The organism is Plantactinospora mayteni (genome assembly GCF_016862935.1).
Lineage (GTDB): Bacteria > Actinomycetota > Actinomycetes > Mycobacteriales > Micromonosporaceae > Plantactinospora > Plantactinospora mayteni.
On sequence record NZ_BONX01000018.1, the window covers coordinates 143298 to 168921 of the forward strand.

The 25624-nt window shown below is 72.4% G+C and carries 20 protein-coding genes and 2 riboswitches; of the genes, 9 read left to right on the forward strand and 11 right to left on the reverse strand.

From position 1 onward, the window contains the following. The first annotated feature begins 145 nt into the window (after positions 1 to 145). A riboswitch (SAM riboswitch) is annotated at positions 146 to 262 on the forward strand. 13 nt (positions 263 to 275) lie between these two features. From thrC to paaN, 3 genes are all read left to right on the forward strand, one after another. Continuing rightward, complete coding sequence (gene thrC, locus Pma05_RS14125) at positions 276 to 1571, forward strand: threonine synthase (RefSeq protein ID WP_203857842.1); 1296 nt, start codon at positions 276 to 278, stop codon at positions 1569 to 1571. A 414-nt stretch (positions 1572 to 1985) separates the two neighbouring features. Then, on the forward strand, positions 1986 to 3002 hold the full coding sequence (locus Pma05_RS14130; protein WP_203857843.1) for a GNAT family N-acetyltransferase: 1017 nt from the start codon (positions 1986 to 1988) through the stop codon (positions 3000 to 3002). Between the two features lie 63 nt (positions 3003 to 3065). Then, entirely contained in the window at positions 3066 to 4739 is a 1674-nt protein-coding gene (gene paaN, locus Pma05_RS14135; RefSeq protein WP_203857844.1) for a phenylacetic acid degradation protein PaaN, read from the forward strand. A gap of 153 nt (positions 4740 to 4892) precedes the next feature. Here paaN and Pma05_RS14140 read toward each other — a convergent pair whose 3' ends face one another. Next, the gene (locus Pma05_RS14140; RefSeq protein ID WP_239312388.1) at positions 4893 to 5429 is read right to left on the reverse strand and encodes a GNAT family N-acetyltransferase; all 537 of its coding nucleotides are present in this window, start codon (positions 5427 to 5429) and stop codon (positions 4893 to 4895) included. Between the two features lie 413 nt (positions 5430 to 5842). Here Pma05_RS14140 and Pma05_RS14145 point away from each other — a divergent pair, with 413 nt between their 5' ends. Together Pma05_RS14145 and groL are read left to right on the forward strand one after the other, a co-directional pair. Next, on the forward strand, positions 5843 to 6046 hold the full coding sequence (locus Pma05_RS14145; RefSeq protein WP_033342363.1) for a cold-shock protein: 204 nt from the start codon (positions 5843 to 5845) through the stop codon (positions 6044 to 6046). Between the two features lie 838 nt (positions 6047 to 6884). Continuing rightward, on the forward strand, positions 6885 to 8507 hold the full coding sequence (gene groL, locus Pma05_RS14150) for a chaperonin GroEL (protein WP_203857846.1): 1623 nt from the start codon (positions 6885 to 6887) through the stop codon (positions 8505 to 8507). Positions 8508 to 8558: 51 nt separating this feature from the next. Here groL and Pma05_RS14155 read toward each other — a convergent pair whose 3' ends face one another. The 7 genes from Pma05_RS14155 to Pma05_RS14185 form a co-directional block, all read right to left on the reverse strand. Continuing rightward, positions 8559 to 8801 (reverse strand): hypothetical protein, encoded by a 243-nt coding sequence (locus Pma05_RS14155; protein WP_203858080.1) that lies wholly within the window; start codon positions 8799 to 8801, stop codon positions 8559 to 8561. An 80-nt stretch (positions 8802 to 8881) separates the two neighbouring features. Then, positions 8882 to 9847, reverse strand: coding sequence for a GNAT family N-acetyltransferase (locus tag Pma05_RS14160; protein ID WP_203857847.1), 966 nt, complete (start codon positions 9845 to 9847; stop codon positions 8882 to 8884). A gap of 185 nt (positions 9848 to 10032) precedes the next feature. Further along, on the reverse strand, positions 10033 to 12729 hold the full coding sequence (locus Pma05_RS14165; protein WP_203857848.1) for a S8 family serine peptidase: 2697 nt from the start codon (positions 12727 to 12729) through the stop codon (positions 10033 to 10035). Between the two features lie 66 nt (positions 12730 to 12795). Beyond that, complete coding sequence (locus tag Pma05_RS14170; protein ID WP_203857849.1) at positions 12796 to 14037, reverse strand: S8 family peptidase; 1242 nt, start codon at positions 14035 to 14037, stop codon at positions 12796 to 12798. Between the two features lie 70 nt (positions 14038 to 14107). Beyond that, positions 14108 to 15346 carry a S8 family peptidase gene (locus Pma05_RS14175; protein WP_203857850.1) on the reverse strand — a complete coding sequence of 413 codons (1239 nt, stop codon included), beginning with the start codon at positions 15344 to 15346 and terminating at the stop codon, positions 14108 to 14110. A 153-nt stretch (positions 15347 to 15499) separates the two neighbouring features. Continuing rightward, the gene (locus Pma05_RS14180) at positions 15500 to 15850 is read right to left on the reverse strand and encodes a winged helix-turn-helix domain-containing protein (RefSeq protein WP_203857851.1); all 351 of its coding nucleotides are present in this window, start codon (positions 15848 to 15850) and stop codon (positions 15500 to 15502) included. Further along, entirely contained in the window at positions 15843 to 16592 is a 750-nt protein-coding gene (locus Pma05_RS14185) for a hypothetical protein (protein ID WP_203857852.1), read from the reverse strand. The genes Pma05_RS14180 and Pma05_RS14185 overlap by 8 nt, the downstream gene beginning before the upstream one ends. Before the next feature lie 212 nt (positions 16593 to 16804). Between Pma05_RS14185 and Pma05_RS14190 the strand changes: the two genes are divergently transcribed. Continuing rightward, positions 16805 to 18634, forward strand: a complete 1830-nt coding sequence (locus Pma05_RS14190) for a glycerol-3-phosphate dehydrogenase/oxidase (protein WP_203857853.1) — start codon at positions 16805 to 16807, stop codon at positions 18632 to 18634. Positions 18635 to 18685: 51 nt separating this feature from the next. Here the strand turns inward: Pma05_RS14190 and Pma05_RS14195 are convergent, their stop codons facing one another. Next, positions 18686 to 20080 (reverse strand): FAD-binding oxidoreductase, encoded by a 1395-nt coding sequence (locus Pma05_RS14195; RefSeq protein WP_203857854.1) that lies wholly within the window; start codon positions 20078 to 20080, stop codon positions 18686 to 18688. Between the two features lie 179 nt (positions 20081 to 20259). Between Pma05_RS14195 and Pma05_RS14200 the strand changes: the two genes are divergently transcribed. Further along, positions 20260 to 21492 carry an FUSC family protein gene (locus tag Pma05_RS14200; RefSeq protein ID WP_239312340.1) on the forward strand — a complete coding sequence of 411 codons (1233 nt, stop codon included), beginning with the start codon at positions 20260 to 20262 and terminating at the stop codon, positions 21490 to 21492. 355 nt (positions 21493 to 21847) lie between these two features. Here the strand turns inward: Pma05_RS14200 and Pma05_RS14205 are convergent, their stop codons facing one another. Next, entirely contained in the window at positions 21848 to 22093 is a 246-nt protein-coding gene (locus tag Pma05_RS14205) for a flavin reductase (protein WP_203857856.1), read from the reverse strand. Between the two features lie 643 nt (positions 22094 to 22736). Here Pma05_RS14205 and Pma05_RS14210 point away from each other — a divergent pair. Both Pma05_RS14210 and Pma05_RS14215 read left to right on the forward strand, forming a co-directional pair. After that, positions 22737 to 23540, forward strand: coding sequence for a helix-turn-helix domain-containing protein (locus Pma05_RS14210; protein WP_203857857.1), 804 nt, complete (start codon positions 22737 to 22739; stop codon positions 23538 to 23540). Then, a complete protein-coding gene (locus Pma05_RS14215) occupies positions 23515 to 23688 on the forward strand; it encodes a DUF397 domain-containing protein (protein WP_203858054.1) in 174 nt (57 codons plus the stop codon). Before Pma05_RS14210 ends, Pma05_RS14215 begins: the two co-directional genes overlap by 26 nt. 364 nt (positions 23689 to 24052) lie before the next feature. Here the strand turns inward: Pma05_RS14215 and Pma05_RS14220 are convergent, their stop codons facing one another. Further along, positions 24053 to 25438 (reverse strand): aminotransferase class V-fold PLP-dependent enzyme, encoded by a 1386-nt coding sequence (locus tag Pma05_RS14220; RefSeq protein WP_203857858.1) that lies wholly within the window; start codon positions 25436 to 25438, stop codon positions 24053 to 24055. A 46-nt stretch (positions 25439 to 25484) separates the two neighbouring features. Next, a riboswitch (SAM riboswitch) is annotated at positions 25485 to 25606 on the reverse strand. Positions 25607 to 25624 lie beyond the last annotated feature (18 nt).

A 25624-nucleotide genomic window follows, 5' to 3' on the forward strand; every position in this document is an offset into this window, starting at 1 on the left:
GGCCGTTCCAGCCTGGCAAGCTGTTCAACTGTTCCAGTCGGCGGTCGACGGCGCCCCGGCGGCCCGGCGCGGGGATCTTGCTCACACCGGGAAGAGACCCGGGACAGCGGATTCCGGGGCACGTAGACTGACGACACAACTTCATACCTCATCCAGAGGGGCTGAGGGATACGGCCCGATGACGCCCCGGCAACCACTCCACGGCGGAGCAGGTGCCAAATCCGTCCCCGCCGCGCGGTGCGGCGCCAGGGAAAGATGAGAGGACGGCCCTCGCCATGACGTCGATCATCGACGCGACCCCCAGCCAGACCGGCCCGGTGGCCCCCAACCCCGCCCGGGTACTCGTCTGTCGCGGCTGTGGCACCGAATATCCGCTGATCGCCCAGCATGCCTGCTACGAGTGTTTCGGCCCGCTGGAGGTCGGCTACGACGCCGCGACCCTGGCCCGGGTCACCCGGGCCGACATCGAGGCCGGCCCGCAGAACCTCTGGCGGTACGCCGCCCTGCTGCCCGCCGGCCAGGACCCGACCGCCCGGGTCACCCTCGACCCCGGGCTGACCCCGCTGGTCCCGGCCGCCGGCCTCGCTGCCGAGCTGGGCATCCGGGCGCCGCTCTGGGTCAAGGACGACAGCGCCAACCCCACCCACTCGTTCAAGGACCGGGTGGTGTCGGTGGCGCTGACCGCCGCCCGTGGCCTCGGCTTCACCCGGTTCGGCTGTGCCTCGACCGGCAACCTGGCGAACTCGGTCGCCGCGCACGCGGCCCGGGCCGGGGTGCCGTCGATCGTCTTCATCCCCGGCGACCTGGAGCAGGGCAAGGTGGTCACCACCGCCGTCTACGGCGGCGACGTGGTCGCCATCGACGGCTCGTACGACGACGTCAACCGGCTCTGCGGCGAGCTGGTCGAGACCGACGAGTTCGAGGACACCGCGTTCGTCAACGTGAACGTCCGGCCGTACTACGCCGAGGGCTCGAAGACGCTGGGCTACGAGGTCGCCGAGCAGTTGGGCTGGCGGATCCCCGAGCAGGTGGTGATCCCGATGGCCAGCGGCGAGCTGCTCACCAAGATCGACAAGGCGTTCAGCGAGCTGGTGGAGATCGGTCTGGTCGAGGCACCGGCCAACGGCTGGAAGGTCTTCGGGGCCCAGTCGGCCGGCTGCAACCCGATCGCCGTCGCGCTGCACGCCGACACCGACGTGATCACCCCGGTCCGGCCGACCGGGATCGCCAAGTCGCTCAACATCGGTGACCCGGCCGCCGGGCTCTACGCCCTGGAGGCGGTGCGCCGTACCGGTGGCTGGATGGACTACGCCGACGACGACGAGATCCGGGCCGCCATCCGGCAGTTGGCCCGTACCACCGGGGTCTTCGCCGAGACGGCCGGCGGGGTGACGGTCGCGGTTCTCGGCAAGCTGGTGGCGAGCGGCCGGCTGGACCCGGACGCCGAGACTGTCGTCTACAACACCGGCGAGGGCCTCAAGACCCTGGACGCGGTGGCGGCACAGGTCGGTCCGACGTACCGGGTCAAGCCGTCGCTGCGGGCGGCCCGGGACGCCGGCCTGCTCGGCTGAATTTCTTCGAGAAAATTTTCGGCATCTGCGCGGACCTGCCCGGGCAGATGCACGTGCAACTTGCAGGTGAGATCGTTCGGATCCTTCCGACGAGTGGTCGACCCGGTGGTACGGATGCGGTGCGTAGCTGCTGTTTTGCCGCCTGTGACGAAAACACGCGGAAGAGGGCTTGACGCCTGCATCTGCACGACGCAAGATGCTCCGTGCGGGAGGACGCACCGCCGTAGACTTTCAAAGCTCTTACGACCCGACGCCGGAGGCGTTGTGCGGGCGTCCTCCCGACCAAATCCCTCCTGAGGCCCCGGCTGACGCCGTTGCCCGCCCACTTTGGGCTCAACGCGGATCCATCGACTCCGGTGACGGTCGACCGATATTCGGTCGCGGCCGGTTCGTGTAACCGGCACCCTCCACAGCATGGACATCGTGGTCACCTCCCTGGACGTCGCCGACGTCGCCGCCACCGAGCGGGCGTACGAGATCGAGTCGGCCGCCCGGGCGGCCGACCAGCCCGACATGCCCCCGTCGCCCCGACAGCGCTTCTTCACCGCGCTCCGGCGGCCGTGGCCGGGTGACGACGACCGGCACGCGCTGGGCTATCTCGACGGGGTGGCCGTGGGCTACCTGGCGGTCTCGCTGCCGCAGCGGGAGAACCTGGAGAACGCCGGGCTGGTCCTCGCCGTCCTTCCGGAGTACCGCCGGCGGGGCGTGGGCCGGGCCCTCTACGAGTACGCGGTGCGGCTGGTCCGGGAGGAGGGCCGTAAGCGGATCGTCGGCGAGGTGGCGAACATGAGCCCGGAGTCGGCACCGACCACGCCGGGCGACGCCTTCGCCGCCGCGATGGGTGCCAGGCCGGCACTGGCCGACATACGCCGCCGGCTCGACCTGAGCAGGCTCGACGAGCCGGAACTCGACAGGCTGCTGGCCGAGGGACTGGCCCGGGCCGAGGGCTACTCGCTCGTGCGCTGGCGGGGCGCGACCCCCGACGAGTACGCCGAGGACGTCGCCTACCTGGACAGCCGCCTGGTCAGCGACGCGCCGATCGGCGACCTCACCTGGGAGGCGGCCAAACCGGAGGTGTCCCGGCTGCGCGAGATGGAGCAGGCGCACCACGAACGCGGCCAGTACTGGTACAACAGCGGCGCCCGGCACGACGCGACCGGCCGGCTGGTGGCCTGGACCGGGATCGGCACGAACGCCGGCTGCGACTGGCACGCGTTCCAGCAGATCACCCTGGTCGAGCCGGCGCACCGGGGGCACCGCCTCGGCACCGTCGTCAAGGTCGACAACCTGCGGCACATCCGGGCACACGAGCCGGCGCTGCGGGTCATCGACACCTACAACGCCGCGTCGAACGACTACATGATCTCGATCAACGAGGCGCTCGGCTTCCGCGCGGTCGCCGGGCTCAACTCCTGGCAGACGACCCTCTGACCAGCGGTGCCCACCCGGGTGCGGAGGCTGGGACCGGCCGGGCGGGTGCGGCATGATGGCGGCATGACGGAGACCCCGCACCCCCTCTTCGCCCGGCACGCCGACACGCTGGACCGGGCGCTGACCGCGATCACCGAACGGGCCTACTGGTCCGCCTACCCCGAGTCACCCAGCCCCCGGGTCTACGGCGAGACCGCCGCCGCCGAGGGCGAGGCGGCGTTCCGGGCGTACCTGGGCGGCAAGTTCCCGCTCGACCAGCCCGGCACCGGCGACTGGGTGGCGACCGAGGCGAGCCCGTTCGGCATCGACCTCGGGGTGAGCTACCCGCATGCCGACCCGGAGGTGCTGCTGGCCGCCGCCGCGACCGCGCTGCCGGCGTGGCGGGACGCCGGGCCGCAGACCCGGGTCGGGGTCTGCCTGGAGATCCTCGCCCGGCTGCACGCAGGCGTCTTCGAACTGGCCAACGCGGTGCACGCGACCACCGGGCAGGCGTTCGTGATGGCGTTCCAGGCCGGCGGCGCGCACGCGCTGGACCGGGCGCTGGAGGCGCTCGCCTACGCGTACCGGGAGATGACCCGGCACCCGGCGACGGCGGCCTGGGAGAAGCCGGCCGGCAAGGGCGACCCGCTGCGGATGACCAAGAACTTCCACGTCGTACCGCGCGGCGTGGCGCTGGCGATCGGCTGCAACACCTTCCCGACCTGGAACACCTACCCGGGGCTCTTCGCCTCGCTGGTCACCGGCAACCCGGTCGTGGTCAAGCCGCACCCCCGGGCCGTACTGCCGCTCGCCATCACCGTCCGGTGCGCCCGCGAGGTGCTGGCCGAGGCCGGCTTCGACCCGAACGTGATGCTGCTGGCCCCCGAGGCGCCCGGCGAGAGGCTCGCCTCCACCCTGGCGCTCCGCCCCGAGGTGCGGATCGTCGACTTCACCGGCTCCACCGAGTATGGCGACTGGCTGGAGGCGAACGCCCGGCAGGCCGCCGTCTACACCGAGAAGGCCGGCGTGAACACCATCGTGGTCGACTCGACCGACGACTTCGTGGGGATGTGCCGCAACATCGGTTTCTCGCTGACCCTCTACAGCGGACAGATGTGCACCACCCCGCAGAACATCCTGGTGCCGCGCGACGGGATCGAGACCGACCAGGGGCACAAGAGCGTCGACGAGGTCGCCGCCGGCATCGCCGCAGTGGTCGGCAAGCTCACCGGCGACCCGGCCCGCGCGGTCGAGCTGATCGGCGCGATCGTCAACGACGGGGTGGTGGCCCGGCTCGACGAGGTGGCCGGGATCGGTGAGCCGGTACTCCCGTCCCGGCCGGTCGAGCACCCGAACTACCCGGGCGCGGTGGTGCGTACGCCGCTGATCGCGAAGCTCGGCGCCGCCGACCTCGGCACGTACGGGCGGGAGTGGTTCGGGCCGATCTCGTTCGTGATCGCCACCGACTCCACCCCGCACAGCCTGGCGATCCTGCGGCAGACCGTCGCTGAGCGGGGCGCACTGACCGCCTCGGTCTACTCGACCGACTCCGCCGTGGTGGACGCGGCCGAGACCGCGGCGATCGAGACCGGGGTGCACCTCTCCTGCAACCTCACCGGCGGGGTCTTCGTCAACCAGTCGGCGGCGTTCTCGGACTTCCACGGCAGCGGCGCCAACCCGGCGGCGAACGCCGCACTGACCGACGGCGCGTACGTCGCCAACCGGTTCCGGGTGGTCCAGGCCCGCCGGCACAGCTGACCGGCGTTCCGGAGGGCTCCCGCCGGCTCGGGCGGGACGGAGAGGTCCCGCCGGGTCGGGCGGGGTCCTTCCGGCGCCCGAAGCCGGTACGCGGGCCGGGCGGGGTCCTTCCGGCGCGCCCGGAGGCGGCACGCGGGCCGGGGCGTGTCCGGCTCAGGCGCTCCGGCGCATTTGTAGCTCCCGGAGCACGGGGACGGTCGGGTGCACCACCCGTACCCCGGTGTCGACGAAGCCCAGCCGCTCGTACGCCCGTACCGCCCGGTCGTTGCCGACCACCACCTCCAGCAGCAGCTCCGGTCGGCCGGCCGCCCTGGACCAGTCGGCCACCGCCTCGACCAGGGCGGCCAGCAGGCCACTGCCCCGCCAGGCCGGGGTGAGGTAGACGGCGAAGACCACGGTGATGCCCGACTGACCGGGCGCCGCCTGGCCGCCCGCGTGCCCGACCACCCGGCCGTCGACCTCGGCGACGAAGGCCGCCGTCCGGAGCCCGATCGACATCCCGGCGATCCGGGCCGCGAACTCGGCGTGCGACCGGGCCGCCGCGTCGGCGAGCGTCTCCAGGAAGGCCAGCGGGGAGTCCGCGAGCATCTCCAGACGGATCGCCCGGACCCGGGCGGCGTCGGCGGGGCGTACCCGGCGGACCGGTGGCAGGTCGAGGCTCGGCCGGAGACCGGAATCGGCCGTACCCACGGACCGTTCCGGCGGAGCTGACTCCCGGCCGGTGGGAGGCGCGGACTCCGGCTCGGCGGCGGTCTGCGGGGTGGAAGCCGGCACGTCCGCCATGGTCGCACGGCGTACGGTGACCAGTTTCGTGGGGTGACGGGGCCGCCGGCGGTTCGGTGTGTGCCGGTTGAGCTGGGCAGCGACGGTCGCCAATAGGTGAGAGGCGAGAAAACGGGCGCCCGGTTGCCAACCTGGTGACCGTTTTGGCCTAGTGCGCTGCCACCCGACCTTGGTGTACGGTGCGGGTTCGGCCGCTCGATTCGTTGGATCCGTTCAATTACATGATCCATTTCGGCTAAAGCGACTCGTCGGCCCCGGCAGGCATACGGCGTCGCCGGAGCTCGGGCAGCTCCGACGCGACCGAAGTAAGGAAGTGCACCGTGGCGCAGGGCACCGTGAAGTGGTTCAACAGCGAAAAGGGCTACGGCTTCATCGCGGTCGATGGCGGGCAGGACGTCTTCGTCCACTTCTCCGCGATCGAGATGGACGGCTACAAGGCGCTTGACGATGGTCAGCGCGTCGAGTTCGAGATCGCCCAGGGGCAGAAGGGCCCGCAGGCGGAAAAGGTCCGGGTCATCGCCTGAGCTGTTGGGCCGTCGGCCCGCCGCTCTTCGGACTCGCCTCCCGTTCCACACCTCCCGACGGCCGGTACGCCGCCGCTCGGGACCATTACCGGCCCAGCCCGGACCCTCGCCGTGCCAACAACCATGGCGATGGCACCATGCGGCTGGCCGGGTTGCCGCGCCATGTCGCTGGGCATGTCCGGCGGACCGGTGTGACGCCCACTCCCGTGCCCGTGCCCGGTCACCCAACCACCCACCCCGCCCCCCCAAACCTCTGACCGGAACAGCAACTTCCCGGAAAGAGTGGGCGCCGGGGCGCCGGTTCGCACTCTTTCGCCGATCGTGCGTGGTCGAGGCGGCGGGGTGGCGGCGCGCGGTCGTCGGGCGAGGGTGTTCGGGCGTGCCAACCCGTTCTCGGGGCCGGAGTGGGCCCGCGTTCTGGTACCGCCGGTTTGGCTGTTGTTCCGCTCCGGTTCGGGTGCTGGCTGCCCGCCGCGCTGCGGCCACCCGTTGGCCGGTACCGGGGGTGGGTCGACCGGCTCACTCGCTTGCACTCGGCAGGGGAGAGTGCTAAACAAGTGTTTGGCACTCGCACACCGTGAGTGCCAAGGTCGGGGCGGTAGGGCCACGGTCGCGGGCCCGTGGAGCGGGTGCGCGGCACATGGCCGGTCGTCGCGGGCTGTCCGGCCCGGCCGGCGGACGTCACTGTCGCACAGCGCGACGGAGCAAGCAGGCACCTGCGGGTGCCGGCGGACCCCGTCCGCCAGTGCCGTAGTGACGTCCGAAGGTGCGTAATCAGGCGGCAGGTCGGGGTCGACAAGGCTCCGGCGGCCGTGAGTGTCCAGGAGGACAACGCCGTATGGCCAAGATGATCGCGTTCGACGAGGAGGCGCGCCGCGGCCTTGAGCGGGGCATGAACACCCTCGCCGACGCCGTAAAGGTGACGCTGGGCCCGAAGGGCCGCAACGTCGTGCTCGAGAAGAAGTGGGGCGCCCCCACCATCACCAACGATGGTGTGAGCATCGCCAAGGAGATCGAGCTCGAGGACCCGTACGAGAAGATCGGTGCGGAGCTGGTCAAGGAGGTCGCCAAGAAGACCGACGACGTTGCCGGTGACGGCACGACGACGGCGACCGTCCTCGCCCAGGCGCTGGTCCGGGAGGGCCTGCGCAACGTCGCGGCCGGTGCCAACCCGATGGCCCTGAAGCGGGGCATCGAGGCCGCCGTCGCGAACGTCTCGGAGGAGCTGAGCAAGCTCGCCAAGGACGTCGAGACCAAGGAGCAGATCGCCTCCACCGCCTCCATCTCCGCTGGTGACACCAGCGTCGGCGAGATCATCGCCGAGGCGATGGACAAGGTCGGCAAGGAAGGCGTCATCACCGTCGAGGAGAGCAACACCTTCGGGCTCGAACTGGAGCTGACCGAGGGTATGCGCTTCGACAAGGGCTACATCTCGGGGTACTTCATGACCGACCCCGACCGGATGGAGGCCGTGCTCGACGACCCGTACATCCTGATCGTCAACAGCAAGATCTCGACGGTCAAGGACCTGCTGCCGATCCTCGAGAAGGTCATGCAGTCGGGTAAGCCGCTGGCCATCATCGCCGAGGATGTCGAGGGCGAGGCCCTGGCGACCCTGGTGGTCAACAAGGTCCGGGGCACCTTCAAGTCCGTCGCCGTCAAGGCGCCGGGCTTCGGTGACCGCCGCAAGGCCATGCTGGGCGACATCGCCATCCTGACCGGCGGGCAGCCGATCAGCGAGGAGGTCGGCCTCAAGCTGGACGCCGTCGGCCTCGACATGCTGGGCCGGGCCCGCAAGGTCGTGGTGACCAAGGACGAGACCACCATCGTCGACGGTTCCGGCGACGCCGACCAGATCAACGGTCGGGTCAACCAGATCCGTGCCGAGATCGAGAAGAGCGACTCCGACTACGACCGCGAGAAGCTCCAGGAGCGGCTGGCCAAGCTGGCCGGCGGCGTTGCGGTGATCAAGGTCGGCGCGGCCACCGAGGTCGAGCTGAAGGAGCGCAAGCACCGCATCGAGGACGCGGTGCGCAACGCGAAGGCCGCCGTCGAGGAGGGCATCGTCCCCGGTGGTGGTGTCGCGCTGGTCCAGGCCGGCAAGACCGCCTTCGACAAGCTGGACCTGGCCGGCGACGAGGCGACCGGTGCGCAGATCGTCAAGATCGCGCTGGACGCCCCGCTGCGGCAGATCGCCGTCAACGCCGGCCTCGAGGGCGGCGTCGTGGTCGAGAAGGTCCGCAACCTGGACGCCGGGCACGGCCTCAACGCGGCCAACGGTGAGTACGTCGACCTGCTCAAGGCCGGCATCATCGACCCGGCCAAGGTGACCCGTTCGGCGTTGCAGAACGCGTCGTCGATCGCGGCCCTGTTCCTGACCACCGAGGCTGTGGTGGCGGACAAGCCGGAGAAGACCCCGGCTGCCCCGGCCGCGCCGGGCGGCGGGGACATGGACTTCTGAGTCCAGGCTCCACGTCGTGGGGGCGGGCCGCGTCAGCGGTCCGCCCCTTCGTCATGTCGGCATCCGTCGCTGGTTACGTCGTTTCTCTGTCTGGCTGAACGGTTCTCGGATCGACTTCGGCGTGTCCACCAGCGCCACGGGCTCTTCGGGAGACATCTCGTCGACCCCGTCCATTTCCGCCCGTTGGTCGGCGTCCCCGTAGTCGAGCCGGGACACCGGAGGATGGCTGGAGAGATCCGGGGGCGCCCAGGCGACCGAATGGAGATCGTCAACCGGTTCGTCGTCTTTTGCCATGGCTTCCTCCTCCACCGCAAACGGTAGGAGGTGCCGGCCGATCACACCGGTAAATGGCGCGGTATCGATATGAGCCGCTCCTAGAGCTGCTTGCGGTAGAGGAAGAAGACCCGTTCGATCCGCGCTCCGGCGCTGGCCGCGTAGAACGGTACCGGGCCGACCCAGCCGATCTCCGCCCGCAGGTGCCCGGCCGCCCGCTGGTCGCGTAGGCAGCGGCGGAGGAGTACGCCACCGATGCCCAGACCCTGGGCGGCTGGCGCGGTACCCATCGGCCCGAACCAGCTCGGCCGGGACGAGCCGTACGCGGCGAAGCCGAGCAGTTCCGGCGTACCGCCGCCGGTGGGCGTACGGACGGCGAGGTGGCAGCCGGCTCCCGGTCGACCGACCGAGTGCAGCAGTTCCAGGTCCCAACTGCCGCCGAAGGTCGACCGGGCGAACCCGGTCAGCAGTTCCAGGTCGGCCGGCTCGGCCCGGCGTACCGTGACGCCCTGCTCCGCCAGCCGTCGTTCGGCCGCCTCGGTGGGCCGCAGCGCCGGAGAGGACTCGGTGGAGAGGTCGGCGGTCATGTTCCAGGCGGTACCCTCCGGGCTGTAGCCGAGCGCCAGCACGGTGCAGATCGCCGGGGTGTACCGGACGTCGATGCCGGGCCAGACGTAGTGCGGCGGGTTGCCGACGACGCGTACCTGGGTGGCGCCGAGCCCGGCGAGCGCCTGCTCCAGCCGCGACACCAGGGCGCGGCCGATGCCCTGCCGTCGCCGGTCCGGGTGCACCGCGACCAGGTCGAGGTGCCCGGCGGTCGGGTCCGGACCCCGGTCCGCCATCGAGCCGAGCGCGACCCCGGCGAGCGCGCCGTCCTGCCACCCGAGCACCCCGACGGTACGGCGGGGCCCGGCGGCGCCCGGCAACGCCGAGTCGTCCCGGAGCCGGGTCACGATCTCGGCCGCCTCGGCCGAGTCGTCGGGCAGGTCCAGGGCTGCCCGGCAGAGTTCCACCACGGCGGGTAGCTGGTCGTCGGTCAACTCGGTGAGGGACAGCTCGACGCTCATGGTCGCTGACCATAACCGAGCCCGGCCGGCCCGACCGGCCCCGGTTCACCCGCCCCTGACCATCCGGTTCCGTTGCCCCGGACCATCCGGTGCCGTTGCGGCGCAGGGACCAGCCGTCGGCTACCGGTCGGGCTGGCCGAGTTGCCGGCTGGCCGAGCTGCCGGTCGGGCCGGTGGAGGTGCCGGTTAGCCGAGGTGCCGGGCGGCCTGGACCGCCTCGTACGCGTCGACCAGGCCGGCGCCGATGATGTTGCGTTCCGAGCCGCAGGTGTCGGTGTTCGGCTCCGACGGGTTGGTCGGCTCGGCCGGGCTGACGGTGTCGAGCAGGATGCGACGGGTCGTCTCCAGGTCGCCGACCAGCGCCGGGTTCGCCGACCACATCAACGCGACCACCCCGGCCAGGTGCGGCGCCGCCATCGAGGTGCCGCTCATCCTGCCGTACCCGCCGCCGGGCAGCGCCGAGAGCACGTCGTCGCCGGGCGCGACCAGGTCCGGTTTGGACACCCCGCCGGGCGTCGGGCCACGGCTGGAGAAGGAGGTGACCTGGCGCTGCCGGTCCACCGCGCCGACGGTGAAGACGTCCGGGTACGGGGCGGGCGGGTCGTCGACCGAGCCGCAGAACGAGCCGGTGTTGCCGGCGGCGGCGACGAAGAAGACCCCGGCCGCCGCCAGCGCCGAGGTGGCCGGCTGGAGGGTGTCCAGGGCGCAGCCCTCGATCGCCGGGCAGCCCCACGAGTTGGTGAGTACCTGGGGTGCCCGGTCCGGGCGGCCCTCGGTGAACGGGTCGGCGCCGGGCGGGAACGGCGCCAGCATGAACTGGAGACAGTCGAGGTAGCGCGCCGGATTGCCGAGGTTCCGGTCGAGGTTCACGCAGCCGACCCACTGCGCCCCGGGCGCCACTCCGACCTGTTGGTCGCCGACGGCGGTGGCCAGGGTGTGCGTACCGTGGCCGCCCAGGTCGGCGGGGGAGCGGGAGTCGTTCCACGGGTCGTACCAGGAGTCGTCACCGCCCCGGAAGCCGGCGGAGAGCGCCGGGTGTCGACCGTCCACACCGGAGTCCGAACCACCCACCACGACGCCCGAGCCGGTGACGTCGAGCTGCGACCAGACCCGGTCCGCGCCGATCATGCGGAGGTTCCAACTCGGTACGGCCGGTGCCGGCTCGTCACCACGCGTCGGTGACCCGCTCGCCGGCAGCGGGCGCAACCGCTGGCTGACCAGTACCTGGTCGACGTCTCCCCGCCGGGACAGCCAGGCCCGTACCGCCGTGCCGCCGTCCACCTCGACCGCGTTGACCAGGTAGTAGGGCGTGTAGTCCAGGCGCAGCCGGTCCAGTTCCCGGCGCAGGTCCGCCTGGGAGCGCTCGGCGGTCTCGACCAGCCGGCGGTACACCTCCCGACCCCGGGCCTGCCGACCGTCCGGGCCGGTCTGCGCCACCACTCCGGTCAGGTCCGCCTGCTCCTTCAGCACCACGAAGAGCCGCTCGCCGTGCCAGCCCGGCGAGCCGAGGCCGACGTACACCGCGCCGGTGGCGAGCAGCAGGACTCCGGCCACGGCCGCGGCGACCGGGCGGCGCGGTCGGGGCGCGGCGCGGCGGCCGAGGCCGACGCCGTACCCGATGCCGAGCAGCACCGCGACGGCGAGCGAGCCGGCGGCGGCGACGGCGGCCCAGAACGGCACGTCCCGGGCGCCGGAGAGCAGCAGCGTGACCTCCTCCGGATCGACCAGGGTCAACGGCCCGGCGGCGGCGATGCCGACCAGCCAACCGACCGGGGCGGAGCCGACCGGTCGGAGCCCGGCGTCCGGCGTGTCGGCCCCGGCCGCCGACCGGGCCCGGGAGGTCACCCGCAGCGCGGCGATCGCGAAACCGGCCGGCGGGAGGACGAGCAGCGCGGCGAGTTGCGCGCCGGACTGGCCGATCCCGCCCGCGAACAGCGCCAGCGTCACGCCGGCCACCAGCCCGCCGACCAGGACCAGCCGGGCCCCGCCCACCGGGCGCTCCGGGGCCGGGACACCGCTGCGGCTCGCGGCCGGCCGCTCGTAACCGGCCCAGAACCGTCCATCGAGGACGGTGGCGGCCAGCCAGCCCACCGCGGCCGAGGCGAGCAGCCCGCACACCGTCTCCAGTACGCCACCCAGGGCGCCCAGCCAGACCCAGGGCAGCAACAGGGCGAGTCCGCCGGCCACGGCCAGACCGGTCGCGGCCGGCTCGGCCCGGACCCGTTCCGGCCGGTCGGGAACCCGCTGGGGGTCCGGCACAGCGGGGTCACCCGACCGCCGATCCGCCGGGCCTGGGCCGCCGAGGCGCCGGATCAGCAGGGCGCCCAGTCCGGCCACCCCGGCCAGCCCGGCGAGATAGACCTCCGGCAGGGTGGGCGGTACCGCCCGGAGCAGTCCCAGCACGCCGAGCGCGATCGCGCCGAGCAGCCAGGCGCGGCCGGCGGCCCGGACGGCCGGGGAGCGGGGCAGCGCGGCCAGCAGTCCGGCCGGCGCCCCGACGACGAGCGCGGTCACCACGCCGGTCACCGGCCAGAGCCAGTCCTGCTGGTCCAGGCCGCTGACGAGCAGGACCTGTTCGACGAGCCAGGTGACGGTCTGGCCGCCGACGGTCGCGCCGACCGCCCAGACCCCGACCAGCGCGGCGGCGACCACCGGCCAGACCCCGCCGCCGGCGCCCGGCACCGGCCGGACCGGAGCCACCGGCCACGGCTGGTGCGGCCCGCCGGACCACGGCTGCTGCGGTGTCACCGGCCACGGCTGCTGCGGTGTCACCGGCCACGGCTGCTGCGGTGTCACCGGCCACGGCTGCTGCGGTGTCGCCGGCGACGGCTGGTTCGGCGGGGACGGTTCGTCGGGTGGCGGCGGTGTCGGACCATCCTGCATGACCGAACAGTACGGTGCCGCCCAACCCACCACCGACCTCGGCCGCTGGTGTCTGTCTCAGGGTGGTTAGTTGACGACGAAGAGCAGCCGGTTCGGCGAACCAGTACCCGGGCTGGTCACCACCCCTGCCGTCGCGTTGGCGGTGATGAAGCGGGATACCTGGGCGGCGGTCCAGGTCGGGTTCGGCGAGACGACAAGTGCGGCGTCGCCGGTGACGTGCGCGGTGCCCATCGAACTGCCGCTGATCGTGTTCGTCGCGGTGTCGTTGGTGTACCAGGCCGAGGTGATGCCCTGGCCGGGCGCGAAGATGTCCAGGCAGGTGCCGAAGTTGGCGGAACCCATCTTCGCGTCCGTGCTGGTGGTCCCCGCGACGGTGAGCGCCGTCGGTACCCGGCTCGGCGAGAAGTTGCACGCGTCGGTGGCGGAACTGCCCGAGGCGACCGAGTAGGTCACGCCGGACGCGATCGAGTTGGTCACGGCGGTATCCATCACCGCACTGGCCGTACCACCGAGGCTCAGGCTGGCGACCGCCGGGCGGATCGCGTTCGCGGTCACCCAGTCCACCCCGGCGACGACCCCGGCGATGCTGCCGCTACCGGTACAACTGAGCACCCGGACCGCGACCAGCCGTACCTCCTTGGCGACCCCGTAGGTCCGGCCGCCGACGATACCGGCCAGGTGGGTACCGTGCCCGTTGCAGTCGTCGGCGGTGCCGCCGTCGACCGTGTCGATGCCGCTGGTGGCCCGGCCGCCGAACTCGGTGTGAGTCAGCCGGATCCCGGTGTCGATCACGTACGCGTGCACGTTGCGCGCCGTGTTCGGGTAGCGGTACTGGTTGTCCAGCGGCAGGAAGCGCTGGTCGATCCGGTCCAGTCCCCAGGACGGCGGGTTGGGTTGCGCGCCGGCCAGCGAAACGACGTGGTCCTGCTCGACGTACGCCACGGCCGGGTCGGCGGCGAGCCGGCGGGCGCCCGCCTCGGACAGCCGTACCTCGAAGCCCCGCACGGCCGACCGGAAGACGCGGCCGAGCGTGCCGCCGTACCGGGCGGTCAGGCTGTCGGCGGTGGCGGCGACGGCGGCGGGTCCACCGGCCGCCCGCAGCGCGCGGTCGTGCAACACGACGAGGTAGTTGCCCGGAATGGCGGTGACGCCGCCGGCGTTGTGGATCTCACCCACCGGCGGGGCGGGTCGCGCCGTTCCCGCGGTCGCCTGGGCCGGACCGGGCAGGGCGGCGATGCCGGCGGCGGCGAGGACCGTGGCGAGGCCGAGCGCCAACCGGCGCCGGCCGGGAACAGTCGAAGTGTTCATCGGTCTCCTCACTCCCGAGCACATCGGCCCCGGGGCGGTAACCGTCCCGGGGCCGATGGATCTCACTGGGTCAGGCAGTCGGCGCCATGTAGAGCAGGCGGTTCGGCGAACCGGTGCCCGGGTTGACCACCACGTTGGTGGTCGCGTTGCTGGTCAGGTACGAAGCCACCTGGGCCGGGGTCCAGGAGGGGTTGCTGCTGAGCACCCGGGCAGCCGCGCCGGCCACGTGCGGGGCGGCCATCGAGGTACCGCTCAGCGAGGCGGTGGCGGTGTTGCTCGTGTACCAGGCCGAGACGATGGCCGAGCCGGGCGCGAAGATGTCCAGGCAGGTACCCCAGTTGGAGTACGAGGCGCGGACGTCGGTGCGCTCGGTCGCGCCGACGGTGATTCCCGCCGCCGTGGACGCCGGCGAGAAGCTGCACGCGTTGGCGTTGGAGTTGCCGGCCGCGATCGCGTAGGTCACGCCGTCGGCGATCGAGTTCGCCACCGCGTTGTTGAGCGACGTGTTCAGGCCGCCACCGAGGCTCATGTTGGCCACGGCCGGCTGACCCGGCTGGTGGTTGCCGGTCACCCAGTTGATGCCGGCGATGACCTGGTCCCAGGTGCCGCTGCCGGCGCAGTTGAGTACCCGGACGGCGACGAGCCGAACGCTCTTGGCCACCCCGTACGCCGTGCCACCGGTGGTGCCGGCGACGTGCGTGCCGTGCCCGTTGCAGTCGTCGGCGGGCAGGGCGCCGTCGATCGCGTCGAAGCCGTGCGAGGCCCGGCCGCCGAAGTCGGCGTGGCTGGTCCGGATCCCGGTGTCGATGATGTAGGCGGTGACGCCGGAGCCGGTGCTGGTGTAGCTGTACTGCGCGTTCAGCGGCAGGTTGCGCTGGTCGATCCGGTCCAGGCCCCAGGACGGCGGGTTGACCTGCGTGGCCGACGCGGTGACGGTGTGGTTCTGCTCGACGTAGGCGACCGACGGGTCCGCGGCGAGCCGCTTGGCACCCTGCTCGGACAGCTTCACCGAGAAGCCGTTGAGCGCGTGGCCGTAGACGTTGCCGAGGGTGGCGCCGTACTTGCTGGCGAGGGCGCTCGCCTTGCCGTTCACCGCGGAATTCCGGGTGCCGGCCTTGCCGCCGACCGCGCTGTCCTTGAGTACCACGATGTAGCTGTCGGCAACGGCGGTGGCACCGCCAGCCTGCAGGATTTCACCGGTGGCCGGTGCCGCCGTCGCCGGAGCGCCGACCATGGCGGTGACCATGGTCGAGGCGACGAGGACACCGAAGGCCGCCAGCCGGTGCCGATGCGTACGGGGGAGTGTCATCTCCCGGACCTCCTCACTCTGGCCGTCGCCGCGGGCGGGCTCGTGGCCCCGCGGCGACGGTCCCGGGCATTGCGGAGAGCCTACAAACGAGATCCAAAATCTTGTATATAGCGAAATATCTATAGCATCCAGGTGGTTGCCGCACGGCCCGGTTCAGCTCTCCGCCTCCGGCTCGGCGGTGGCGCTGCGCAGCCGGCTCACCAACTGCTCCAGCGCGGCTACCTCGGCGCGCAGGGCGGCCCGGCCCTGTCGGGTGAGCCGCAGCCAGGTGCAGGGGCGGCGTCCCTCGTACCCCTTGATCACTCGGAGCAGTTCGGCCTGTTCGAGGATGCGCAGGTGCCGGTTGAGGTTGCCGTCGGTCAACCCCAGCTCGTCCCGGAGGGTGGCGAACTTGCACTCCCGGGTCTCGCTGAGCACGGTGAGGATGCCGAGGCGTACCCGCTGGTGGACGGTGTCGTCCAGGGCCAGTGCCGGGTGTGCGGGAGCCGGCCGGTCGTCAGGCATTGGGTACGCGTCTGGTGCGGGCCGCGCGTACGGCGGCGAAGACGACGAGCGGCAGCGCCATCAGCACAAGGTAGTGCCCGGGGCGGAGCGAGAGCTGGCCGCCGAGTGAACCGGATCCGCCGCCGAGGAGGTTGGTGGCCCAGGGCGGCAGGTAGCCCAGCGGGAACGTGCCACACAGCCAGACGGTGAGCAGGGCGATCCAGGTCCCGGCGGCGGCGAGACCCGGACTGCGCTCGGCCCAGGCGAGCGCCAGTACGGCCACCGCGACCGGCAGCAGCGGGGTCAACAGCCCCTGCCAGATCCAGTCGGGTGCCGGGGCGAGGGCATCGGACCCGACCTCCGACTCGGGTACCGCCGCGAGGACCGCGAGCAACAGCAGCACGCCGAGACCGGCACCGGCGAAGATCGGCCAGGAGACCCGCAGGCCGAGCCGCCGGGCGCGCAGGGTGTACCAGGCGGCGGTGGCGGCGAACAGCAGCGGGGTACCGACGAACCAGAAGACGTACGACAGGACCGGTTGGCGCTGCTGGTCCGGGAGCCCGGCCCAGTAGGGATGGTCGGCGCTGATCGCGGTCAGTTGCCCGAAGGGCATCTGGTAGAGGGCGATGCTGGCCAGCAGCAGCGCGGCGATGGCCAGTGCCGGCAGCCAGGCGCCGCCGTGGGTCCGGGTGCGGGTGCGGTTACGCAGCCGGTCCAGCTCGGTCAGGATCTCCGCGGAGCGTTCCTCGTCGGTGGAACTCATTCGTTGCCTCCTCAACTTTGCATCAGCACTTCACTCTGCAACGCAAAGTCTACGGCCACTGTCAATCCTCCGCCGACGACTCCGCCGGAGGTGACACCGGGGACTCCGCTGGGGGTGACACCGAGGGCTTCGCTGGAGGTGACACCGGGGGCTCGGCCGGAAGTGGCACCCGGGGAGCCCGCCCCGGGCACCGCTGCCGCTACCGTGGACGGGTGCGTGACCCCAGCCTTTCCCGGAACACGGCCAGCCGGCTGTCCCCGTCCCGCCGCGCCGCCGACCTGCGTCGGCTCCGGAGCGAGCGGTTCGACGTACTCGTCATCGGTGGTGGGGTGACCGGCGCGGGCGCCGCACTCGACGCCGCCTCCCGAGGGCTCAAGGTGGCCCTGGTCGAGGCCCGCGACTTCGCCTCCGGCACCTCCAGCCGGTCCAGCAAGCTGATCCACGGCGGGCTGCGCTACCTGGAGCAACTGGAGTTCCACCTGGTCCACGAGGCGCTGACCGAGCGTGGCCTGCTCGCCACCCGGCTCGCCCCGCACCTGGTGCGCCCGGTGCCGATCCTGGTGCCACTGCCGCCCGGCAGCGGCCCGGCCGGGCTGGTCAGCCGGGCCTGGCGACGCTCCTACTACGGCACCGGGGTGGCGGCGTACGACGCCTTCGCCGGGGTCTTCGGCGGCGGGCGGGGGATGCCACTGCACCGGCACCTCACCCGCGAAGGGGCCCGGCGGACCTTCCCGAGCCTGCGCGCCGACGCCGTCTCCGGGGCCATCCGCTACTACGACGGGCAGGTCGACGACGCCCGGCTGGTGGTCACCCTGGCCCGCACCGCGGCCAGCCTCGGCGCGGCGATGGTGACCAGCGCGCGGGTCGTCGGCCTGATCCGGCAGGCCCGGGAGGTGACCGGGGTACGGGTCCGGGACATGGAGGCACCGCCCGGCTCACCGGACGCCGAGTTCGAGGTACGCGCCCGGACCGTCATCGCCGCCACCGGAGTGTGGAGCGACGACATGTCCGAACTGCTCGGTGACGTCGGGGTGCGGCGCGGACTGCGGGTACGGGCCTCCAAGGGCGTACACCTGGTGGTGCCCCGCTCGGCGATCACCGGCGAGGCCGGGCTGATCCTGCGTACCCCGACCTCGGTGCTCTTCGTGATCCCGTGGGGCGGGCACTGGATCATCGGCACCACCGACACCGACTGGCAGCTCGACCGGGCCCACCCGGCGGCCTCGGCCCGGGACATCGAATACCTGCTCGACCAGGTCAACACCGTGCTGGACCGGCCGCTGACCACCGCCGACATCGAGGGCGCCTACGCCGGGCTGCGCCCGCTGCTGAGTGGCGAGGCGGACTCGACCTCGAAGCTCTCCCGCGAGCACGCCGTCTACGAGCCGATGCTCGGGCTGCTGCTGGTGGCCGGCGGGAAATACACGACGTACCGGGTGATGGCCGCCGACGTGGTCGACCGGGCCGCCCGCCGGCTCGGCGGAGTACGCCCGTCCCGCACCGCCGACCTGCCGCTGCTCGGCGCCGACGGATACGCCGCGCTGTGGCGGGACCGGGCCGACCTGGCCCGCCGGCACGGCGTACCGGCCGGGGTGGTCGAACACCTGCTGGAGCGGTACGGCAACCTCACCACCCACCTGCTGGACATGGTCGACGCCGACCCGCTGCTCGGCTCCCCGCTGGCCGGAGCACCGGAATACCTCGCCGCCGAAGTGGCGTACGCGGCCCGGGCCGAAGGCGCGCTGCACCTCGACGACGTGCTGACCCGGCGTACCCGGATCTCGTTCGAGACGCCGCACCGGGGCGTCGAGTCGGCCGAGCAGGCGGCCGAGATCATGGGCCAGGTGCTTGGCTGGGACGCCCCGGTCCGGGCCCGCGAGGTGGAGCACTACCTGGCCCGGGTACAGGCGGAACGGCAGTCCCAGCGGATGCCCGACGACGCCACCGCCGACGCGGCCCGGGTGGGCGCCCCGGACGTCCGGGGTTTCGCCGCCGACCGGGGCGCGGGCGCCGGCCTCGACGGGGTGGAGTTGCCCGGCTGACCGGCTCAGAGCCCCTGCCGGGGTTGATCAGAGCACCTTGCCCGAGGTTGATCAGAGCACCTTGCCGGGGTTGAGTAGCCCGGTCGGGTCGAGCGCGTCCTTGATGGCCCGGTGCACCCGCAGACCCACCGGCCCGATCTCCCGGGCCAGCCAGTCCCGCTTCAGCAGGCCGACCCCGTGCTCGCCGGTGCAGGTGCCGCCGAGCGAGAGACCCAGTTCCATGATCGCGTCGAACGCCCGCCGGCCCCGCTCCAGGTTCGCCGGGTCGGCCCGGTCGACCACGATGTTCGGGTGCATGTTGCCGTCCCCGGCGTGCCCGACCACGCCGATCGGCACGTCGTGTTCGGCGGAGATCCGGGCCACCCCGTCGAGCAGCGCCGCCAGCGCGTCCCGGGGTACGGCCACGTCGTCGATGACCAGGCCGCCATTGCCGTCCGGATAGGTGGCGGCGGCGTACCGTTCCATTGCCGGATGCGCCAGCCGGCGGGCCGCCAGCAGTGCGGCGGCCTCCTCCGCGTCGGTGGCCGCGAAGACCTCGTCGGCACCGCTCGCCGTGCAGACCTCGGCCAGTTCCGCCAGGTCGGCGGCGGCCCGGGTGCCGGTGTCGGCGGCGGCCAGCAGCAGCGCCTCGGCATCGGTGCGCAACCCCATCGGCCGGTACGCCTCGATCGCGCCGAGGTGGGTGCGGTCCAGCAGTTCCAGCAGGCTCGGGGTGAGCCCCTGGGCGGAGATCTCCGCGACCGCCCGGCCGGCGGCGGCGGTGGACGGGAAGACCGCGACCAGGGTCAGCGACTCCTCGGCGGCCGGACGCAGCGAGACGGTCACCTCGGTGATCACCCCGAGGGTGCCCTCCGAGCCGACGAAGAGCCGGGTCAGGTCGTAGCCGGCGACCCCCTTGGCGGTACGCCGCCCGGTGCGCAGCACCTCGCCGTCGGCCAGTACCACCTCCAGGCCGAGGACGTACTCGGTGGTCACGCCGTACTTGACGCAGCACATCCCGCCCGCGTTGGTCGCCACGTTGCCGCCGATGGTGGACGACTCCCAGGAGCCGGGGTCGGGCGGATAGCGCAGGCCGTGCTTGGCGACGGCGGTGGCCAGGGCGGCGTTGACCACCCCCGGCTGGACCACCGCGATCCGGTTAACCGGGTCGACCTCGCGGATCTCGTCCATCGACACCGTGGAGAGCAGTACCGCCCCGTCGACCGCGTTGGCGGCCCCGGCCAGCCCGGTCCGGGCCCCCTGCGGCACCACCGGTACGCCGTACCTGGCCGCCGCCCGGACCACGGCGACCACCTCCTCGGTGGTCCGGGGCCGGACCACCACGGCCGGCATTCCGGCCGCGCAGAGGTCGGCCTCGTCGCGCTGGTGGCCGCGGAGCAGATCGGGATCGGTCAGTACGGCGGACTCGCCGAGCGCCGCCCGCAGGTCGTCGAGAAGATCCAGCATGCCTGGCAGGCTAACCGCCCGACGAGTACGCCGACCATGGCGGTTTCCGGCCGTCGGGGGCAGACCTCGGACAACTCAGGTCGACCCGCCCGGACGGGCCGACGGTACGGGTTCGGCGGGTTCGTCAGTGGGTAGTCCCCGCCATGCGCTCCCTCCGGCACACCGTGGCCAAAACGCCCGTGGAGCTCGATCGGGAGCGGATCACCAAGCTGGCGAAGGACTTCCGAAACCGGTCCCGGGCCACCGTCCGGGACCGCTGGTACGCCGTCCGGTTCAACCTGCTGCTGGCCCTCCAGGCGGGGGTGGCGGCCGCGCTGGCCTGGATCGGCTCGCACGAGTTCCTGGGCAACCCGTCGCCGGTCTTCGCACCGATCTCCGCGATCGGTACCCTCGCCTCCTCGGTCGGCCAGCGGCTCCGCCGGACCTTCGAGCTGATCATCGGCGTGGCGGTCGGCATCGGGCTCGGCGACGCCTTGGTCTTCGCCGCCGGCACCGGGCCCTGGCAGCTCGGCGTGATCGTGACCCTGGCGATCGTGGTCACCATCTTCCTGGGCGGTGGCCCGGCGGTGGTGACCCAGGCGGCGGCGACCGCCGTACTGATCGTGACCGTCGAAATGCCGCACGAGGCCAACATCGAGTCGCCCCGGGTGATCGACGCGCTGATCGGCGGCGTCGCCGGGCTGGTGGTGATCGCTCTGGTGCTGCCGTTGAACCCGTTACGGGTGGTGGACCGGGCGGCCCGGCCGGCGCTGGGCCGGCTCTCCGAGGACCTCTCCGAGACCGCGGAGGCGCTCAAGACCCGGGACGCGCCCCGGGCGCAGGCCGCGCTGGAGCGGCTCCGCGAGGTGGAGGACCACCTCCAGGGCTTCGAGGAGGCGCTGGAGGGCGGCCGGGAGACCTCGATCCTCTCACCGGTGCGCTGGCACCGCCGGGGAGCGCTGGCCCAGTACGTGGAGAGTTCCGAGTACATCGAGCACGCCGTGCACAACAGCGGAACCCTGATCCGGCGGGCGGTCACCGCGCTGGAGGACGAGGAGGCGGTTCCGGAGGAGATGTCGAACGCGGTGGCGCTGCTCGCCGAGGCGGTACGGCTGCTGCGCAGGGACCTCGGCCTCGGCGTGTGCCCGGAGTCCGCCCGGGAGCAGGCGTTGCAGGCGATCGGCCAGGCCGGCCGGGCGTACGCCGAGGGGGTCGGGTTCTCCGGCAGCGTGGTGATCGCGCAGGTGCGTACCACCGGCAGTGACCTGCTCCGGGCCACCGGCATCGAACGGCAGGAGGCGAACCAACTCGTCCGCCGGGCGGCGGGCGGGCATGCCGGCAAGGCTGCCTCGGAGGCCGCCCAGCAGCCCGGGATCCGGCCATCGGACCGACCCTCCGGCACCCCTTCCTCGGAGGCGGGCTCGGCACGGTAGTCAGGGATGTGCCAGCGCTCACCGCCTGTCGGGCGGACGATCAGCCATTGGCCCGCCGTGTCAAAGATCAGGCTGATGCCGTTGTCATCGATCTTCCGCTCCGACTTCAATCCGTAGTGAGGGATACGATCTTTGCTGTTAATCGGACATATTTGCCGGGGTGGCCAGAGCAAATTACCCCGGCCCGTATGACCGGCGCTCGGCGCCCCGGGCCGGTGCCGGAGAGGACAACAGCGACCCGGGGCGCCTTGCCTGTCGGCGCCGGCCCCGGGCGATGCGCGGGGGAAGCGAAGGCCGGTGCCGACGTTTCGGGAATGCCGGACCGGCGCTAACGAGCAGATGACACCAGTTGGTGTCATCCCCGGCGACGGGGCACCCAATAAATGATCTGCCCGACAATCAGCGCGGGATGCCGATCGGGCATCGCTTGTAGTGCGCGGGTGAGGTGCACGGCGAGGTACATCATCAGTCCCACCCGGTCCCCGTCGAACTCGACCAGCAAGGCCAGGCGGGCATCCTGACAGGGCCAGTCGTGGTCACAGTCTCGACAGGAGTACATGTCCGTGGGGACGTGTTCTCCGGCCGCCAGGCGCTCACGCACCCTTGACCGCCGTCGTGCGATGTGCCGTTCCCACCGCACCCACGGCCCGATCACGGTCTACACCCGCTCGGCGTGCCGGGCTCGGTGCCACTGGGCCGGAGTCAGGTTCCCCGCCCGCGCGGTGTTCAACGTGGGGTGCGCCCGTGTCGGCCCGTTCCACCCGTCGTACCGGTTCGCGGGCTTCGGGGCGGTCGCTGCCCCGCCGTCAGTCGCCGCCCGCGCCTCCCGGGCGATCCTCGCGTCAACGGTGGCGGACCGGACCGACCGCCGGAACTCGGTGGCCGGCACCGGGGCCGAGTCGGGGCAAGTCCATCGGTGCCCGCAACGACAGAAGATCCAAAGTAGCCACCATGCCCGGCGGTGGCGTGGCTTGGTGGCGAGTGCGTGTCTCATGTGTGTGCCCTCCCGTTCCGGCAAACAACAAGGAAAGGGGGCGGTGCCCGTGTCCCATCCGAGCAACCGCCCCCGTTGACGGAAAGACGACCCACCATCGGGGCGGATCTTTTGCGGGCCACGCCCCCGGCATGTGAAGCGGGCCGCTGTAAAGGCTCCTCCGTCTGCCATCCACCCTGGACCGTGACCGCCCGGTGACGGAAGATGTGTCAAGTGCAGTAGTGGCCTACAGACGGGCGGAGAGGGACAGTTGGCCGACACGAACGAGTTTCGTCACCTGTTGCGCAAGCTTCGGACGGAGCGCGGAATGTCTCAGGACGCCGTGGGCGCCGAGGTGCACGTCACCGGCTCCCAGATCGGTCACTACGAGTCGGGCCGATCGGTCCCGGTGGACGACATGGCCGCGCGGCTGGACGACGTCCTTGGGGCTGATGGCGAGCTGCGAAAAGCCGCCGAGCAATCCCGGGGGGAGGTCGTGGCGCCATGGTTGCGCCCCTGGGCAGATAACGAGGAACGGGCGATAACCCTCCGGCTCTGGGAGCACTCCATCGTGCCCGGCCTGCTCCAGACGGAGGCGTACGCACGGGCCGTCTTCGGAACCGGCTGGCACACCCCGAACCAGGCAGAAGAGGCGCTACGCACCCGCCTGGAGCGTCAGGCGGCGGCACTAGACCGTCCGGACCCAGTGACGCTCGCCGCCATCATCGGAGAGTCCGTTTTGCACCAAGGGGCGCCGGGCGTCATGAAAGAGCAGCTCACCCACCTGTTAGACATCGGTCACCGCCCCAACGTCCACCTGCGCGTGGTGCCGACCTCTGCCGGGATACACGCGGGAGTAGCCGGCGCGTTCGCTATCGCAACCTTGGCCGACGGGTCAACGGTCGTCTACCTGGACGACCTGGTGGAGGGTAAAATTGGCAGCCGAGCACGAGATCTGCGGCGAGCGGTCACCGCGTGGGAGAGCGTGTGTGCCAAGGCGCTACCCTCTGGGCAGTCCCGCCAACTCATCATGAAGGCGATTGATCACCATGGAACCGAACTGGCGTACGAGTAGCCGGAGCAGCGATAACGGCGGCAACTGTGTCGAGGTGGCCGACAACCTCCCTGGCCGCGTCCTCGTCCGGGACACCAAGGACCGAGACGGCGGCACGCTGACCTTCGAGCCGGCCGCCTGGCAGGCGTTCGTCAACCTGGCGAAGTAGCACGGCTGACGCGGGCCGCGCTTCCCGCGCGGCAACCCGGTCGAGCACCGGGCCGAGCTGGCGGCGCTCCCGCAGAGCGGCCCCGACCGTCCGCACGTAGGGCGTGCAAACGACCAGGACATTCGGCCGATTCGACAGGCGATGGCCTCACGGTTGCCCTTCGACGAGCCGGCGTGCCATGCGCCGTACCGCCTCGTGTGCTTCGTCGGGGTCCGCCACCGGGTGAAGTGACAGCGCGATATGCGACAGCGCTCCCCGGATCGGCCGGGTGTCGCCCGACGTCCACGGGGCGGCTCCGGTGCCGGGCGCGGGACGGGTCACGGCCTTCCCCGGACGGTTGGGTAACCCACGGGCGGGGTGGGGGTCAGCGGGTGGCCGCCAGGGCGGTGAGCAGGCGGTCGACGTGTGCGACGGTGCTGCCCAGCCCGATGCTCGCGCGCAGCGCGGTCGGTGGCAGGTCGCGCCGCCCGCTCCGGGTGGCCGCCTCGGCGAGCAGCCGCCGGGCCAGCGGGTGCGCGCAGAACAGCCCGTCCCGGAGCCCGAGCTGCCAGTGCTGGGCGAGGTCGGCCGCGACCGCCGCCGATTCCCGGCCGGCGACCACGAACGACACGATGCCGACCCGGGGCGCGTCCGCCTCGAAGGTACGCAGTTCGGCCACGTCCGGCAGGGCGGCGAGCCCGGACCGGAGCCGGGCGAGCAGGGCCTGCTCGTGGGCGTACTGCGCGGCGCGGTCCGCCTCGGCCAGGGCGGTGCAGACCGCTGCCAGGGCCACCGCGCCGAGCAGGTTGGGAGTGCCGGCCTCGTGCCGACCGGGCCCGTCCGCCCAGCGCACGTCGTGGGTGGCCGCCCCGACCCCGAGGGTCGCCCCGCCACCAGCCAGGTACGGCGGGGCGGCGTCCAGCCAGTCCGCCCGTCCGGCCAGTACGCCGATCCCGAACGGGGCGTACAGCTTGTGTCCGGAAAGAGCCAGGTAGTCGACGGTCAGGGCGGTGACGTCCAGTTCGGCGTGCGGGGCGAGCTGGGCGGCGTCCAGCGCGATCCGGGCGCCGTGCGCGTGGGCGACCCGGGCCAGCTCGGCGATCGGCCAGCACTCGCCGGTGACGTTGCTCGCCCCGGTCACAGCGACCAGGATCGGCGCGCCGCCGCCGCTGCCCCGGCGCAGTTCCCGCAGTGCCGCGTCGACCGCCCGCACGGCGTCCCCGGCCGAGCCGGGCACCGGCAACCGGACCGTACCGGTGGGCCAGGGCAGCAGGTTGGCGTGGTGCTCGGCCGCGAAGGTCACCACCCGGGTACCGGGCGGCAGGGCCCGGGCCAGCAGGTTGAGCGCGTCCGTGGTGTTGCGGGTGAAGACGACGTGGTCGTCGGGGCGTACCCCGAGGAAGTCGCCGACGTCCTGCCGGGCCCGCTCGTACGCCAGCGTGCTGCGCCGGGACAGCGCTCCGGCGCCCCGGTGCACGCTGCCGTACCAGGGCAGCAGCTCGGCCACCGCGTCGGCGGCGGCCCGCGCGCACGGCGCGGTGGCGGCGTAGTCGAGGTTGACCTGTCCCGGCACCCCGAGCACGCCGAGCGGACCGGTCGCGGTGGAGCCGCACCCGGCGGGCGTCGACCCGACCGGGGTCGCCGGGGTCGGCGCGGCCACGCCGGTCGGCGCCACGCCGGTCGGCGTGCCGGGTGCGGAGACGAGAGGCGGTGCGGAGACGAGAGCGGGCGGGGAAACGAGAGCGGGTGCGGAAACGAGACTGGTGCTCATCGGGCAGACCTCCGGTGTCCAGGGACCCCGGGGCGGGCGGGAACGGGGTCCGCGCTTGCCCGGTGCGGACCTGCACCGAGCCCGGTCATCACCCGGGGCACCCCACCGCGAACCTCGACGAGGGTTGCCGGCCAGCAAGCCGGGGCTTGGACGCTGGCACTCGTGACCTGCCGGTGAGCATAGCCG